The 15,100-nt window shown below is 75.0% G+C and carries 14 protein-coding genes and 1 pseudogene; 8 read left to right on the top strand and 7 right to left on the bottom strand.

Annotated elements, in window-relative coordinates; translation table 11 throughout:
• Nucleotides 1-51: 51 nt before the first annotated feature.
• The gene (locus OG852_RS31985; protein WP_133911589.1) at nucleotides 52-945 is read right to left on the bottom strand and encodes a LysR family transcriptional regulator; all 894 of its coding nucleotides are present in this window, start codon (nucleotides 943-945) and stop codon (nucleotides 52-54) included.
• A 140-nt stretch (nucleotides 946-1,085) separates the two neighbouring features.
• Between OG852_RS31985 and OG852_RS31980 the strand changes: the two genes are divergently transcribed.
• Nucleotides 1,086-1,982 carry an SDR family oxidoreductase gene (locus OG852_RS31980; RefSeq protein WP_330349781.1) on the top strand — a complete coding sequence of 299 codons (897 nt, stop codon included), beginning with the start codon at nucleotides 1,086-1,088 and terminating at the stop codon, nucleotides 1,980-1,982.
• A gap of 46 nt (nucleotides 1,983-2,028) precedes the next feature.
• Here the strand turns inward: OG852_RS31980 and OG852_RS31975 are convergent, their stop codons facing one another.
• Both OG852_RS31975 and OG852_RS51040 read right to left on the bottom strand, forming a co-directional pair.
• Nucleotides 2,029-4,842, bottom strand: coding sequence for an ATP-binding protein (locus tag OG852_RS31975; RefSeq protein ID WP_330349780.1), 2,814 nt, complete (start codon nucleotides 4,840-4,842; stop codon nucleotides 2,029-2,031).
• A 459-nt stretch (nucleotides 4,843-5,301) separates the two neighbouring features.
• Nucleotides 5,302-5,370 (bottom strand): annotated as a pseudogene (locus tag OG852_RS51040) (hypothetical protein); the annotation flags it as partial.
• Between the two features lie 301 nt (nucleotides 5,371-5,671).
• Here OG852_RS51040 and OG852_RS31965 point away from each other — a divergent pair.
• On the top strand, nucleotides 5,672-6,046 hold the full coding sequence (locus tag OG852_RS31965; RefSeq protein WP_133911586.1) for a peptidase inhibitor family I36 protein: 375 nt from the start codon (nucleotides 5,672-5,674) through the stop codon (nucleotides 6,044-6,046).
• The gene (locus tag OG852_RS31960) at nucleotides 6,043-6,939 is read left to right on the top strand and encodes a hypothetical protein (protein WP_133911585.1); all 897 of its coding nucleotides are present in this window, start codon (nucleotides 6,043-6,045) and stop codon (nucleotides 6,937-6,939) included. Before OG852_RS31965 ends, OG852_RS31960 begins: the two co-directional genes overlap by 4 nt.
• 148 nt (nucleotides 6,940-7,087) lie before the next feature.
• Here OG852_RS31960 and OG852_RS31955 read toward each other — a convergent pair whose 3' ends face one another.
• The 3 genes from OG852_RS31955 to OG852_RS31945 form a co-directional block, all read right to left on the bottom strand.
• Nucleotides 7,088-7,348 (bottom strand): hypothetical protein, encoded by a 261-nt coding sequence (locus OG852_RS31955; RefSeq protein WP_133911584.1) that lies wholly within the window; start codon nucleotides 7,346-7,348, stop codon nucleotides 7,088-7,090.
• A gap of 60 nt (nucleotides 7,349-7,408) precedes the next feature.
• The gene (gene malQ / locus OG852_RS31950) at nucleotides 7,409-9,469 is read right to left on the bottom strand and encodes a 4-alpha-glucanotransferase (protein ID WP_330349778.1); all 2,061 of its coding nucleotides are present in this window, start codon (nucleotides 9,467-9,469) and stop codon (nucleotides 7,409-7,411) included.
• 162 nt (nucleotides 9,470-9,631) lie between these two features.
• Nucleotides 9,632-9,865: a hypothetical protein gene (locus tag OG852_RS31945; protein ID WP_330349777.1), complete on the bottom strand. Its 234-nt coding sequence runs from the start codon at nucleotides 9,863-9,865 to the stop codon at nucleotides 9,632-9,634.
• Between the two features lie 140 nt (nucleotides 9,866-10,005).
• Between OG852_RS31945 and OG852_RS31940 the strand changes: the two genes are divergently transcribed.
• Genes OG852_RS31940 through OG852_RS31920 form a run of 5 tightly spaced genes read left to right on the top strand, consistent with a single transcriptional unit; the run spans nucleotide 10,006 to nucleotide 14,234 of the window.
• A complete protein-coding gene (locus tag OG852_RS31940) occupies nucleotides 10,006-10,605 on the top strand; it encodes an RNA polymerase sigma factor (protein WP_330349776.1) in 600 nt (199 codons plus the stop codon).
• On the top strand, nucleotides 10,602-11,516 hold the full coding sequence (locus OG852_RS31935; RefSeq protein ID WP_133911580.1) for a zf-HC2 domain-containing protein: 915 nt from the start codon (nucleotides 10,602-10,604) through the stop codon (nucleotides 11,514-11,516). Before OG852_RS31940 ends, OG852_RS31935 begins: the two co-directional genes overlap by 4 nt.
• Before the next feature lie 32 nt (nucleotides 11,517-11,548).
• A complete protein-coding gene (locus tag OG852_RS31930) occupies nucleotides 11,549-12,313 on the top strand; it encodes an ABC transporter ATP-binding protein (protein ID WP_330349775.1) in 765 nt (254 codons plus the stop codon).
• Complete coding sequence (locus OG852_RS31925; RefSeq protein ID WP_330349774.1) at nucleotides 12,310-13,650, top strand: hypothetical protein; 1,341 nt, start codon at nucleotides 12,310-12,312, stop codon at nucleotides 13,648-13,650. Before OG852_RS31930 ends, OG852_RS31925 begins: the two co-directional genes overlap by 4 nt.
• Nucleotides 13,647-14,234, top strand: coding sequence for a hypothetical protein (locus OG852_RS31920; RefSeq protein ID WP_330349773.1), 588 nt, complete (start codon nucleotides 13,647-13,649; stop codon nucleotides 14,232-14,234). Before OG852_RS31925 ends, OG852_RS31920 begins: the two co-directional genes overlap by 4 nt.
• 45 nt (nucleotides 14,235-14,279) lie before the next feature.
• On the opposite strand, the gene OG852_RS31915 is transcribed toward OG852_RS31920, so the two are convergent.
• Complete coding sequence (locus tag OG852_RS31915; protein WP_067244152.1) at nucleotides 14,280-14,816, bottom strand: HNH endonuclease; 537 nt, start codon at nucleotides 14,814-14,816, stop codon at nucleotides 14,280-14,282.
• Nucleotides 14,817-15,100: the final 284 nt, after the last annotated feature.

The following is a 15,100-nucleotide window of genomic DNA, read 5'->3' as shown; positions in this document are numbered from 1 at the left end:
CGCGGTTTCCACGGTGGTGAGGGCGCCCGGTGTCGCATCGGGCGCCCTTTCTCACGCCCCTGTGAGGTGGGTGCCGGCGACCTTGCGGAAGGCCGTGACGAGGCGACCCCGGTCACCGGCGCGGGTGGCCAGGGCGACCCGGCTGGGGTCGAGGCCCCGCAGGGGGACGACGGTGAGGTCACGGCGGAGGGGGCGGCCGCGGACGCCGGCCGTGATGATCAGGGCCCGCCCCTCGGCGACGGCCTCCAGCTTGTCCTCCAGGCCCCGCACGAGGGGTCCGTCGGGCGCGGGACTGCCGTCCGGGCGGGGGTCGACGCGCCAGAAGGCGTTCCACTCCGGGTGCGCGTCGGGCACCCTCGGCAGGGGCTCGTCCGCGATGTCGTCCAGTGTCACCGACTCCCGGCCGGCCAGGCGGTGGTCGCGGGGGACGACCAGGACGCGGGGCTCCTCGTAGAGGACCGTCACCTCCAGCCGGTCGTCGGCGAACGGCAGCCGGACCACGAGCGCGTCCACCCGGTGGTGGAGCAGCGCCTTGCGCGCCTCGGCCCAGTCCAGGTGCACGGTCGTCACGTCCGCCTCGGGGTGCAGGCGCCGCAGTTCCCGCACCGCCGGGGTGACGATCAGCCCCGAGGTGAAGCCGACGGTGATCCGGTCCGGCGCGGCGGCGGCCCGGGCCCGCGCCGCGGCCTCGGCGGCGGCCCGCAGCAGGGTCTCGGCCCGGGGCAGGAACACCTCCCCGGCCTCGGTGAGCCGGGTGCCGCGCGCGCCGCGGTCCAGCAGCCGGGCGCCCACCTGCCGCTCCAGTCTGCGGATCTGCCGGCTCAGGGAGGGCTGGGTGATGTGCAGGGCCTCGGCGGCCCGGCCGAAGTGGCGGTGCTCGGCGACGGCGGTGAAGTACCGGACGAGGCGCAGGTCGAGGTCCAAGTCCGGGGCGTTGACGGCCATTTCCCCAGCGTACCCGCGTCCGGCCTGCGGTGATGCCCGAAGCGTATGACTCGATGCGGGACAGGCTTTGGACGTGTGCGCCCGTCACTCCGGAGGATGGGGGCATCCCCCGACTCACTCCTTTCTGGAAGGGCTTCGCCATGCGCGTATTCGTCACGGGTGCCACCGGTTTCATCGGCTCCGCCGTCGTCCGTGAACTCCTCGACGCCGGACACCGGGTGACCGGGCTCGCCCGCTCCGACACGGCCGCCGCCGCGCTGACGGCCGCCGGCGTCGACGTCCACCGGGGGGACCTCGACGACCCGGGCAGTCTGCGCGAGGGGGCGGCCGGGGCCGACGGGGTGGTCCATCTGGGGTTCGTGCACGACTTCTCCGACTTCGCCGGTGCCTGCGCGACGGACCTGCGCGCGATCGAGACGATCGGTGCGGCGCTGGAGGGCACGGGCCGGCCCCTCGTGATGGCGTCGGGCACCACGGGGCTGGCGCAGGGCACGGTCGGCACGGAGGAGGACACCGTCCCGCCGAACTCGTTCGGGATGGTCCGGGCCCGCTCGGAGAACACGGCCGTGGCCCTCGCCGGGCGCGGAGTGCGGGCCTCGGCCGTCCGGTTCCCGCCGACCGTGCACGGCCGCGGCGACCACGGCGTCCTCGCCGGTCTGATCGCGATCGCCCGTCAGAAGGGCTTCTCCGCGCACATCGGCGACGGCACCAACCGCTGGCCCTCCGTCCACCGCTCGGACGCCGCCCGGCTGGTCCGTCTCGCCCTGGAGTCGGCGCCGGCGGGCACCCGGCTGCACGCCGTGGACGACGAGGCGGTGCCGTTCCACGCCGTCGCCGCCGTGCTGGGCCGCCATCTGGACCTGCCGGTCCGGGGCGTCTCCCCCGACGAGGCCGTCGCCCACTTCGGCTGGCTCGGCAACGTCGCCGGTCTCGACGTACCGGCGTCGAGCGCGCTGACCAGGAAGTGGCTGGGCTGGGAGCCGACGGGGCCGGGGCTGATCGAGGACCTCGACGAGGGGCACTACTTCGCCGGGTGACGACCGGAAGGGGTCCTACTTCGCCGGGTGACGACCGAAAGGGGTCCTACTTCGCCGGGTGACGACCGGTGAGAAGGTCCCTCCTGGCTCGGACGTCGTCGGCCTCGGGCATGCCCAGTTCGGTGTACAGGGCCAGCGCGCGCTCGTAGCACCGGACGGCCCGAGGGATGTCGCCGAGGGCCTGGTGGACGTCGCCGAGTCCGCTGTGGGCGCGGGCCTGTCGGCCCGGGTTGCCGATGTCCTCGGCGATGGTGAGGGCGTCGGTGTGGTGGGTGAGGGCGTCGGTGGGGCGGCCGGCGGCACAGGCAGCCTCACCGAGCCCGGTGAGCGCCCTGGCTTCACCGTCCCGGTCCCCGTTCTGGCGGTAGATCGTGAGCGCCTGCCGGTGGCACTCGGCGGCCCGCACGGGCCGATCGAGCCGGGTATGGACGATGCCGAGGCTGTGCAGCGACCCGGCTTCGCCGTACCGGTCGCCGATCTCCCGTTGCAGGGCCAGGGCCTGTTCCTGGTGGCGGGCGGCCGAGTCGAGCCGGTGGAGCCGCGCCTCGACCGTGCCGAGCTCGTTGAGCGCGTGGGCCTCCAGATACCGGTTCCCGGTTTGGCGGAGCAGGGTCAGGGCTTGCTGGAGATGGTCGGCGGCCTCTCCATAGCGGCCCAACTGGACCTCGACGGAGGCGAGGTCCTTCAGCGCGGTCGCCTCGCCGCGCCGGTCCCCTGCGTTCCGGTACAGCGCCAGCGCCTGTTCGAGATGACCGACGGCCGACAGGAAGCGGCCCAGCCGCTCGTCGACGAGGCCGAGGTTGACCAGGGCGCGGGCCTGGCCGGTCGTGTCGTCGGCCTGCCGGAACAGCGTCAGCGCCTCCTCCAGGTGCCGTCTGGCCGGTTCGTGCCGGGCCAGCTGGTAGTGGGCGGTGCCGATGCCGAGCACCGCGCAGGCCTCGCTCGCCGGGTCGGCGATCAGGCGGGCGGCGTCGCGGGCGTGGCCGTGGATGGTGAGGCCGTCGGTGTGCCGGCCGCTGATGAGATGGCGGTACAGGGTGAGGGAGAGCCGGATGGCATGGGTGGGCCGGCCGTGGGTGGCGGTGTGGGCGGACACGGCGGTCAGCGACGTCCGCTCGGCGTCCAGCCAGGCGCGCGCGGCCTCGGGATCGGACAGGTCGGGGACGGAGGTGGCGGTCTCGGGAGCGGCGGGCCGTAGGTGGGCCTCGGCCGGGTGGAGACAGTTCATGGCGGCGGCCGCGGTGGCGAGGTAGTGGTCGAAGAGCCGGTCGAGTGCCGCCTCGCGGGCCTCCGGCGGGTCCTCGGTCGTGGCCAGGCGGAGCGCGTAGGCGCGCAGCAGGTCGTGCATGCCGTGCCGGGCGCCGTCCACGCGCTGGACCAGATGGGCGCGGGCGAGGACGTCGAGGGCACGGCGGGCCTGCGCCGGACCGCTGTCGCTCAGCGCGGCGGCGGCGTACGCCTCGAAATCGGGGCCGGGGTGCAGGCCGAGCAGCCGGAAGGTGCGCGCCGCGTCCGCCGGCAGGTGCCGCAGCGACCAGGAGAACACCGCGACGACGGCGGCCCGCGGGTCTCCGTCCGCGTCGAGCAGATCCAGTCGCCGCTGCTGGTCGGCCAGTTCGGTGACGAGGTCGGCCAGGGACGTCGTGGGGCGGGAGACGGCGAGTTCCGCGGCGACCCGCAGCGCCAGGGGCAGTCGGGCGCACTGTGCGGCGAGGGCGTCGACGGCGTCGGGTTCGGCCTCGGCACGGGGGCCGACGAGGCGGCGCAGCAGGGTGCGGGCGGCGTCGGCGGGCAGCAGATCGAGGTCGAGACGGTGGGCTCCCTCCCGCGCGACCAGTCCGGCGAGGCTGTCGCGGCTGGTCACCAGGACCGCGCAGGAGGCGGTGCCGGGCAGCAGCGGACGGACCTGCTCCACGGTGGCGGCGTTGTCCAGCACGATCAGCATCCGCCGGCCCGCGACCTCGGTGCGGTAGCGCGCCGCGCGGTCGTCGGGCTCGAGCGGGATGTCCTGCGCGGACACTCCGAGCGCGGTCAGGAAGCGGAGCAGCGCGTCGGGGGCGGTCAGGGGCTGGTCGGGGTCGTAGCCGCGCAGGTTCACATACAGCTGGCCGTCCGGAAACCGGTCCCGGGCCTGGTGCGCCCAGTGCACCGCCAGCGCTGTCTTGCCCACGCCCGCCGTGCCGGACACCGCCGAGACGACCACCGCGGTCGGCCGCGCCTCCGCCGCGAGCAGGACCTTCTCCAGCCGGGCCAGTTCCTCCTCACGGCCGGTGAAACCCGCTGCCTCCATGGGGAGTTGCGCGGGGACGACCACGGCACGCTCGGTGCCGCCTCCCGTGCCGGGCGGTGTGCGGTGGACCGGGGGTACGGCGGTTTTTCCGCTCAGGATCACCTGGTGCTGTCGCCGCGCCTCGGCCCCCGGGGTGGTGCCGAGTTCGTCGGCCAGCCGCTTGCGCAGGGCGGTGTAGCAGGCGAGCGCCTCCGGAGCGCGGCCGGCGGCATGCAGCGCCCGCATCAGCGCCACGGCGAGCGGCTCGACCAGCGGGTGTTCGGCGACCAGGACGGACAGCGTGTCCACCACCACGGGCGGGCCGTCGACGCGGAGTTCGGCGTCCGCCCAGGCGAGGACCGCGTCGATACGCTGGTGCCGCCAGCTCTCCCGGGTACGCGCCGCCCACTCACCGGGCAGGCCTGCCAGCGGCTCGCCCCGCCACAGCCCCATCGCCTCCCACAGCGTCGCCACCCGCTCCCCGTCGGAGCCACCGACCTGGCGGGCCCGCGAGACAAGACTCCGGAACCGGTGCACATCGACCAGCTCCGGCGGGATGTCGAGCCGGTAGCCACCGGTTCCACGCAGCAACGGCGATGGTGCGCTGGACGGGGTGAGCGGGGCAGGCGGCGCGGGCAGGGCGGGCGGCCCGTCGGGGCCGCCGGGGTGACGCGGGCCAGCGCCGCCGGCTTGGCGCGGGTCGGCGCCGCCGGCTTGGCGCGGGTCACCACCGCCAACGTCTCGGACGCCACCGTCGCCAGGAAGACGCGGGTCTGCGCCGCCAAGGTCTCGCACGCCACCGCCGCCCGGCAGACGCGCGCCACCGCCACCATGCAGACGCATGTCGGCGCCACCATGCAGACGCGGGTCCGTGCCGCCAGGCAGACGCCGGTCGGCACCGCCAAGGTCTCGGACGCCACCGCCACCAGGCAGACGCGGGTCTGCGCCGCCGAGGTCGTGGGGGTCGGCGTCGGTGGGCAGGTGTGGGTTTGTTTCGGTGAGGGTGCGGCGGATGCGGGCGATGTGGGCGTAGAGCGTGGCGCGCACCTGTGCGGGTGGGTCCTCGCCCCAGACCCGGTCGATCAGCGTCTCGGCGGACACCCAGCGGCCGGCGTCCACGAGCAGCGCCGCCAGGACCGTACGCCGTTTGGCGGGGCCCAGATCCACCGGGCGGCCCGACACCCATAACTCCACGGGCCCCAGCAGCCGAAAACCCGTCACGCCGTCTCTCCCGACCCTGCCCCACCTTGCGCGTGCCGACCGTGCCCCCGGGCGTCACCCAACCACCTGGCCACCTGCGAGGCAAGATCCACGCAAGCTTCTTGCCCACCTCCCTCCTCCACCGTATTCACACAACGCCTCCGCACCACGGACGACTTCCGTCCGGTGGGCGGGGCCCGAGTGATGGAGGACCCTGAGCATGAAGCGGATCCTGGCCAAGGCCGGCATCGCCCTGGGAAGCGTGGCCCTGGCCACCACCGGCGCGCTCATCACGGCCGCCCCCGCGAACGCGGCACTGTCCGACTGCCCCTCCGGCGGACTGTGCGCCTACCTCGGCGTCAACGGCGCGGGGGACCCCGGCGTGGTCTACGGGGACAACACCAACCTGCTGCAGTACAACAAGTTCAACAACGCCGAGTCGCTGTACAACAACGGCAACAGCTGCAACGTCCGCATCTACTCGGGCACGGGCTACACGGGTTCCAGCTACGTGCTCGCCCGCGGCTACTACAACGGCTCCCTGGCGAACACCGTGTACTGGCACAACGTCGCCTCGAACGACTGGTGCGTGTGAGCGCATCCACGGCGCGGCGGACACTCCTCGCGGTGGTCCTCACGCTGACCGCGGCCGGCTGCTCCCCCGACGGGGAGCCCGGCCGCGGGCCCGTGGCGCTCGACGTCCGTCCCCTGTCGGGCGCCACCGCGTCCAGCCACGCCGACGCCGTACGTCTGCACGACCTCGAGGAACGTGCCGTGGCCGCCTGTATGGCCTCTCGCGGCCAGGAGTACACGGCACAGCCCCGGACCGCGTCGGCCCGCAGCGAGGAGACCAACCCCTACGGGCTGCTCACCTCGCGGAAGGCGGCCCAGGACGGGTACGGGATCGTCGGTGAGTACCTGTACCTGCGGTCCGCCCCCGCTCCGGCCGACGAACCCCGCAAGACGGCCTGGCAGCAGGCCCTGACCGGTACCCCGGCGCACCGCGTGAGCCTGCGGCTGCCCGACGGCGTCAGCCTCGAGTACTCCACGGACGGCTGTGTCGCCCGGGCACGCGCCGAGCTGTACGGGGCGGACTGGAACACGGTGGCTCCCGTCACCGTGGGCCTGGCGAACCGTGTGCTCACCGCCGTCGAGGCGGACTCCGGCTACCGTGCCGCCGTCCGGCGCTGGTCCTCGTGCATGACGAAGGCGGGGCATCCGGCGAAGGACCTCCAGGCTCCCCGGAAGGCCGTCGACGCCCGCCTGCAGAAGGCGGCGGCCGATGAGGACACCCTGCGGGAACTCGGCCGCGACGAGCTCCGGACGGCGGTCGCCGACGCGAGGTGCCAGGTCGACACGGGTCTGTCGGAAGCCGTCCGGGACGTGCAACGGGCCGTCGAGAAGCGCCTGCTGACGGCGAGTGACCGGAAGACCGTGGCGCGCTACGTGGCGGACAGGCGCAGGGCACTCGCCGCCGCGGACGCGTGAGCGACGGGCCTTGCGAGAGGCCGGCGCCCTGCGGCGTTCAGCCGACGTGCGCGACGACGGGTCACGGTCCGGTCGTCCTGGTCGACGGGGGTGATCAGGACGAACCGCCCTCCGCGCAGGCGGCCGCCACCGGCCACGCGCTGGAGCGTCAGGCCTTGGTCTTGCCCGGCTTGAAGACGCGGTGGGCCGGGTTGGACTTGTCGAGGACCATGACCAGGCCGACGATGACCAGGAAGATCACGAGCGGGGCCGCCACATAGAGGCCCAGCGTCTCGCCGACGTTCAGGCCGGTGCCGGGGTCGTCGCCGTCGTCGCGGGTCAGCGCGAGCGCGGGGGACGACATGAGCAGCATCATCAGCGTCGTACCGGCGGCCAGGGCGCCGGCGCGCAGGGCGTTCTTCTTGTCCACAGAGCAAAAGTAGCGAACGCCTCGCGGGGCCGCGCGCCCGGGGTGCCGTACGGGAGCCCGTCAGTTCTCCAGGGCCTCCTTCAGGACGTCGATCAGGGCGTGCAGGCGGGGTGAGGCCACGAGGTCCTCCAGGGGGACGGGGCGGCCCCGGCCGTCGGCGATGGGCAGCCGCCAGTTCGGGTACTGGTCCCAGGTGCCGGGGAGGTTCTGCGGGCGGCGGTCGCCCACGCAGTCCGGGAGCCAGACGCCGATCATGCGGGCCGGGGTGCGCAGCAGGAAGCGGTGCACGGCCTGGACCTCCGCTTCCTCGGAGGAGGGGTCGCCGCCGCCCGCGGTCCCGGCCAGCAGCCCGAGCCGGGTGAGCAGCGCCAGCCACTCCCCCGTGTCGGCGGCGGCCTCCGCGCGTTCCTCCTCAATGGGGCGGGTGAGCAGGCCCAGCCGGTCGCGGAGTTCGACGTGTTCGCCGGTGAGACGGGCCGCCGTGGACGGCAGGTCGTGGGTGGTGGCGGTGGCCAGGCAGTCGGCGCGCCAGTGGTCCGGGGGCAGGGGGTGCCCGTCGCCGTCCCAGTCCCGCTCGAACCACAGGACGGACGTCCCGAGGACCCCGCGGGCCCGCAGCGCCTCCCGGACGCCGGGTTCGACGGTGCCCAGGTCCTCGCCGATCACCACCGCGCCGGCCCGCGAGGCCTCCAGCACCAGGACGGCGAGCATGGCCTCGGCGTCGTAGCGGACGTACGTGCCCTCCGTCGGCGCCTCCCCCTGCGGCACCCACCACAGCCGGAACAGGCCCATGACGTGGTCGACGCGCAGGGCGCCCGCGTACCGGAAGAGGCCGCGCAGCAGACGGCGGTACGGGGCGTAGCCGGACTCGGCCAGGCGGTCGGGGCGCCAGGGCGGCAACCCCCAGTCCTGGCCGCGCGCGTTGAAGGCGTCGGGTGGGGCGCCCACGGACATCCCGGCGGCGAAGTACTCCTGCTGCGCCCAGGCGTCCGCGCCGGACGGGTGCACGCCGACGGCGAGGTCGTGCACGATCCCGATGCCCATCCCGGCCTCGCGCGCGGCGCGCTGGGCGCCGGTGAGCTGGGTGTCGGTGAGCCAGACGAGCCGGGAGTGGAAGTCGACGCGGTGCATCAGCTCACGGCGGGCCCGGGCGGTCTCCGCGGACCGGGGATCCCGCAGCCCCTCGGGCCACCGGCTCCACTCCGGCCCGTGCACCTCGGCGAGCGCGCACCAGGTGGCGTGGTCCTCCAGAGCCTGCCCCTGCTCGGCGAGGAAGTCGCAGTAGGCGGCACGCCGGCCCGGCCCGAGCGGCACCTCGGCCACCCGCTCCAGCGCCTGCCGCTTGGCCTCCCACACGGCGTCCCGGTCGATCAGCTCCCCCTTCTCCAGGACGGCCTCCCGCAGCCGCGCCGCCCGCTCGGCCGGCGCGCGGTCCTCGACGTAGGCGTCCTCGGGGATCTCCTCGACGCGCAGATGCACGGGGTCGGGGAAGCGCCGCGAGGACGGCCGGTACGGCGACGGATCGGTCGGTGCGCCGGGTACGGCCGCGTGCAGAGGGTTGACCTGCACGAATCCGGCCCCGAGCACCCGCCCCGCCCAGTCGGCCAGCTCCCGCAGATCACCTAGGTCGCCCATGCCCCAGGAGCGGCGGGAGAGGAGGGAGTAGAGCTGGACGAGGAGTCCGTACGAGCGTTCCGGGGGCGTGGGCAGGCGGGGCGGGGCCACGACGAGGTGGACGTGGGCGGTGCGGCCGTCGGGCGCGGTGGCCGTCAGCCGGTGGATCCCGTGCGGCAGGCCCTCGGCGGCGTCCCTGGTCTCGCCCTGCTCGGTCGCGACGCTCAGCCGGGTGCCCTCGGGGAGGGCGGCGAGCGCCTCGCACGGGCCGCCGTTCCAGCTCACGAGCGTCGGCGGCAGCAGCCGCTCGGCGAGGGCGCGCTCCCGTACGCCGAGCGCGTCCCGCACGGCCTGCGGGGTGCCCGCGTCGACGCCGAGCGCGGCGAGCGCGCGGACGACGGCGGTGGGCGAGGCGGTGACCGTGCGGTCGGGGGCGGGCTGGTAGGAGGTGGCGACACCGTGCAGCGCGGCAAGCCGGGCGAGCTCCTCGCCGAGGGGTGCGGTCATCGGGGGCCCTTCTGATGGATCTCCGTGGGAGAGGGAGCGGCGTTCGGTGCGTGCGATCGGCGTGCGGCGTGGAGGGTCATGCGGCGGAGCCACCTGGCCCTTCGCGCCGGGCAGCCTTCAAGCACCCAGCACACGTGCCACCGACGTCCCGGGACGGCACACCTAGGGCCTCGTGGTGTCGGAGTCCGCGGCGGCGAACGGCGGCTCGCTGGTGAGGGGCTCGGTGTCGGGCAGCGGGGGCTCGCTGGTCAGGGGGGCCTCCACGCTGGCGCCCTCCGCGCTGAAGGGGCGGGAGCGGGGCTCCGCGCCGAAGCCGGCGAGGTCGGCGGGGTCGGTGAGGTCGGTGAGGTCGGCGGAGTGCTCCGCCGGGCGTTTGGAGCGGGCCTGGGCGATCACGAGGGCCTCCTGTGGGGTACGGCATCGGTCATCGCAGCCCTACCCAGCGTGCGCGAGGACAGACGTGCCCGATTCTCCCGTGCCCGTGAACCGGCGGCGAGACGGTCGTCGATAGAGGGGGTGTGAGACTGTTCCGCCCCATGAGGGGCCACGGGGAGATCGACACGGACGCGGCGCTGCTGCGGGCCGTGGCGGACGGGGACGCGACGGCGCTGGCCACGCTGTACGACCGGCACGCCGGGTGGTTGTACGCCCGGCTCGTGCGCCGGTGCGCGGATGCCGAGGTCGCGCGGGAGGTGCTGCAGGACACCTTCGTGACGGTGTGGCGGTCGGCGGCCGGGCACCGGGGCGGGGAGGCGGGCGGCTGGCTGTGGACCATCGCCGCCCGGCGGCTCGTGGACACCCGGCGGGCACAGCAGCGCGCCGGGAGGATCGAGACGACTCCCCTGGACACCGCCTCCACCGCCTCCACCGTCGGCGCCGAGGCGCCCTCGGCCGAGGAACGGGTGCTGGACGGGCTGGAGTTCGGCGACGTCGGCACCGCCCTGGACCGGATCTCGCCGGAGTTGCGGGAGGTGCTGCGCGCGACCGTCGTCGACGGGCTCACCACCCGGGAGACGGCCCGGCTGCTCGGCATCCCCGAGGGCACGGTCAAGACCCGGGCGATGCGCGCCCGCGCCGAACTGCGCGCCGCTCTCGCCCAGTTGAGTCCCGCACCGGCCTCGGGAGGCCTGGCATGAACAGCGATCGCCTCGGCCGGCGCACCGACTCGTGGCATGTGTCCGACGGCCTCGCCGCCCGGTACGCCGACGGCACCCTCCCGGAGGCCGACGCCTGGTCCCTGGAGCGGCATGTGGAGCGGTGCGGGGGGTGTGCGGCACGCGTCTCGGAGGCGGTACGGCGACTGCCGGCGCCGGCACTGGTCCTCGCCGGGGTCCGGGACGCCGTACTGAACGACCTCGTGGGCGGAGACGTACCCGAGCCGCTTCCCACGCCGCCCGCCCCCCGTGCCCGCCTCTGGTCCTCGTTCCTCGACCGTGCCCTGTGGGCCGCCGGGCCCGCCGTGCGCGGGGCCTGGCTGCCCGCCGTGGTGCTGGTCGCGCTGGGGGCACTCGGGCTGGCGTACGGCGCGCACGTCGACGGCGTACGCCCGCTGCTCCTCGCTCTCGCGCCGGTGGTGCCCGTGGCCGGGGTCGCCCTCTCCTACGGGCGGTACGCCGATCCGCTGCACGAGATCGCGGCGGCCACCCCCTCCGGCGGGCTGCGGCTGGTGCTGACGCGGACGGCCGCCGTCCTCGGGGTCAGCCTGCCGCTGCTCACCGTGACGGGGCTGCTGCTGCCCGCCTCCGGGGCCCCGGGCGCGGCGGCCTGGCTGCTGCCGGGCCTGACGCTGACCCTGGCCTCGCTCGCCCTGTCCGGGTACGTCGGCTGCCGTACGGCGACGGCGGTGACCGGCGGCGGCTGGCTCGCCGCCGTCCTCGCCCCGGTCCTGACCTCGCCCGGCGGCACTCCGGTCAGCCGGCTCGCCGAGCAGCTCTCGCGTTGTCTGGACGGCGCCCCGGCCCAGGGCGCGTGGGCGGCCGCTGCCGTGCTGTGCGCCGCCGTGCTGGCCGTCCGCCGCGGCGCCTACGACGGCGTGGACCGACGGTGAGCCGTTCCACGAACCCCCTCCTTGGAGATGAAGTGAGCACCATACGTGTGTCCGGACTGCGTGTCCGGCACCGCAGGACCGTCGCCCTGGACGCCGTGGACCTGGATCTCGGTGTCGGTGTGCACGGTCTGCTCGGCCCCAACGGCGCCGGGAAGACCTCCCTGATCCGGGTGCTGGCCACGGTCGCGCGGCCGGACTCGGGGCGGGTGGAGATCCTCGGCGAGGACGTGGGCGAGGCCGCGCGGCGCGGTACGGTCCGCGCCCGGCTCGGCTATCTGCCGCAGGAGTTCGGCCACTACCCGGGCTTCACGGTGCGCGAGTTCGTCGCGTACGTGGCCTGGCTGAAGGAGATGCCCGCCGCCGACACCCCGGCCGCCGTCGAGCGGGCGGTGCGCCGGGTCGGTCTGCAGGACCGGATCGACGCCCGGGTGAGGACGCTGTCCGGCGGGATGGTCCGCCGCGTCGGCATCGCGCAGGCCGTCGTCAACGATCCGGACGTCCTGCTGCTCGACGAGCCGACGGCGGGTCTCGATCCCGAGCAGCGGGTGGAGTTCCGTGCGCTGCTGCGGGAGCTGGGCTCCACCTCGACGGTGATCGTCTCCACCCACCTGGTGGAGGACGTGGCGGCCGCCTGCACCGAGGTCACGCTGCTGGACGCGGGCCGGGTCGCCTACCGGGGGACCCCGGAGTCCCTCGGTGCGCTGGGCGAGGCGCCCGGTGTGGGGGACAGCGTCATCGAGCGCGGTTACACCGCCGCGCTGCGGGCCCACCGCGGCGGGCTGGAGGCAGCGCGATGACCCTCGTACGGGAAAGGGTGAAGGCGTCGGGGGGAAGGCCGGTGCTGCGGCATCCGTTGCGCGCCGAGGCCATGCGCGGGTTCGCGCCGGCCGCCGGGGGCGCGGTGGTGCTGACGCTGGGTGCCGTGCTGGCCGCGACGGCGGACCGCTGGCAGGGCGGCTGGGTGGAGACCCGCTCCGAGCTGCACGCCATGCTGCTGCTTCTGCTCCCTTTCGCGGCGGCCGCGGGCTGTTGGCTGGGCGGGCGGGAGCGCCGGCGCCGTACCGAGGAGCTGTGGGAGTCGGTCGTGCGGGGGCCGCTGGCCCGGTTCCTGGCGTCGGCGGTGCCGCTCGCGCTGTGGCTGGTCGCGGGGTACGCGGTCACGGCGGCGGGGGCGTCGCTGGCGACCTGGCCGTACGCGCGGGGCGACCGGCCGTATCTCGATCTGCTGCCGGTGGACGTGCTGGCGGTCGCGGCGGCCTCGGTGAGCGGTCAGGTGGTGGGGCGGGTGGTCGCGTGGCGGCCGGCGGCGCCGCTGCTGGCGCTCGCGGGGTACGCGGTGCTGGGCCTGTCGGTGGCGTCGGACGACGGCGCGGACCGCTTTGTGAACCCGGCCCTCCCGGTGGGTCACGGGGAGATCCCGGTGGGCCGGCAGCCGGCCGCGATGGCGGTGTGGGTGGCCGGTCTCGCGACGGCGGCCGTGCTGGCGTACGCGGCGCGGCGCCGGTGGACGGCCCTGCTGCCGCTGGCTGCGGCCGTCGCGGCGGGCGGGCTGCTGGTGCAGACGGGGGACGGGCTGTGGCGGACGAACCCGGTCGAGAACCGGCAGGTGTGCGACACCTCGACGACGCCCCAGGTGTGCGTCAACGCCCGCTACGGCGCGCTGTTGCCGCAGGTCACAGCCGCCCTGTCGGGGATCACCGGCCGCCTGGAAGGGGTACGGAACCTGCCGGTCCGGTTCGAGGACCGGCTCGGTGCGCCGCGCGCCGGCGAGGTGCAGTTGCCGATGCTCACCCCGCTCGGCTCGTCGCTGGTGCGGGGGCGGCTGACCGATCCCGGGCAGTACGCGTGGGAGGCGGTGGCGATGCTGCGGGGCCGGGGGGACTGCGGGACGCTCGACCCGCGCGTGAGCCTGGCGGACGACGCCGTGGAGCACTATCTCGCGCCGAGTCCCGCGGAGGAGTACTTCGACCGGCTGGACGCGCGGGGCGACGAGGAGCGGCGGGCCGGGCTCGCGGAACGCAGGGCGGCCCGGGAGCGGCTGGCCTCGATGGGGGCCGACGCGCGCCGGGAGTGGCTGTCGGCGTACTTCGCGGCGGCCGGCGACTGCGACGCGCGGAAGGTGCCGGCGCTGTGAGCGGGGTCCCGCTGTACGCCCGGTCGCGCGCCGTCCCCCTCACCCTCGCCGTACTCGCCGCGACGGCCGTCCTCACCCTGGGGGCGGCGGCGGGCACGGGCTCCGGCGGGGATCCGGACCGGCTGCCGCCGCTGGTGACGCTGGCCCCGCTGCTGGCCGCGGCGGTGACCGGGGCGAGTCTGCACTCCGCCACCGACGAGCTGGACCGTACGGCGGTACGCCCCTGGTGGCCGCTCCGGCTGGCCCAGCTGCTCGGCCTGACGGCGGTGGCGGCGGCCCTGCTGCCGGTCGCGGTGCTCGGGGACGCTCCGGCCGTCCTGCGCAACCTGCTGGGCTGTACCGGGCTCGTCGCGGCCTCGGCCGTCCTGCTCGGTGCCCGACGGAGCTGGCTGCCGGCCTGCGCTTACGTCGGCACGGTGTACCCGGCGTCGGACGGGGTGCGCGGACGCGCGGTCACCCTGTGGGCCTGGCCGGCGCAGGCGGGGGACGTGACGGCGGCGTGGGTCGTGGCCGGGTGCGCGTGCGTGCTGGGCACGGCCCTGTACGTCGTACGGGGTGCCCGTCCCGAAGGGCCCCGTGGCTGAACCGGGCGGGCGCCGGTGCCACGGGGCATGAAGAAGCCCGGATCGTCAGGCGGAGATGCCGTCGATCCGGGCCAAGGCGTCGTCCGCGCCGTACGGCTGCAAGTAGGGCAGCCAGCGCGGGTCCCTATGGCCCGTGCCGATGATGCGCCAGGCGAGACCGGTGGGCGGGGCGGGTTTGTGGCGCAGCCGCCAGCCGATCTCGACGAGATGGCGGTCGGCCTTGACGTGGTTGCAGCGACGGCAGGACGCCACGACGTTGTCCCACACGTGCTTGCCCCCGCGGCTGCGCGGGATGACGTGGTCGACGCTGGTTGCGACGCCACCGCAGTACATGCACCGGCCCCCGTCCCGCGCGAAGAGCGCCCGACGGGTCAGAGGAACGGGCCCCCGATAGGGAACCCGGACGAATCGCTTGAGCCGGACCACGCTGGGTGCGGGGACTGTGACGGTCGCGCTGTGCAGGAAGGCGCCCGACTCTTCCAGGGAGACGGCCTTGTTCTCCAGGACGAGGACGAGCGCGCGGCGGAGCGGTACGACGCCGAGCGGCTCGTACGACGCGTTGAGGACCAGGACATGCGGCACGGATGCCTCCTTGGGCGTCGGCGGCGCGTGGCTCGCGCCGGGACGATCTGCAGTCAGTCTCTCCTCTGGCCCGGCGGGCGCGCCACCATGTCCCGGTAACGGGCTGGGAGTGTTTTCGACCACACCCCGATACATCCCCCGGATCGTGGCCTGTTCAAGCGCGGGTGAGGCCTGTCTCTCCTTGCCGCATCGGACGGACCCACACACAGTGCCCCGTTAGTGTGGTGGTTCTGCCCGTCCGGTGACCCTTTCGTGACCTTGACGATCTTGACCATCGCACCGGA

It is taken from the genome of Streptomyces sp. NBC_00582 (assembly GCF_036345155.1).
In the GTDB taxonomy this organism is placed as follows: domain Bacteria; phylum Actinomycetota; class Actinomycetes; order Streptomycetales; family Streptomycetaceae; genus Streptomyces.
Note: the sequence above shows the minus strand (reverse complement) of the source record. Positions and strands in the feature narration are given on the sequence as shown.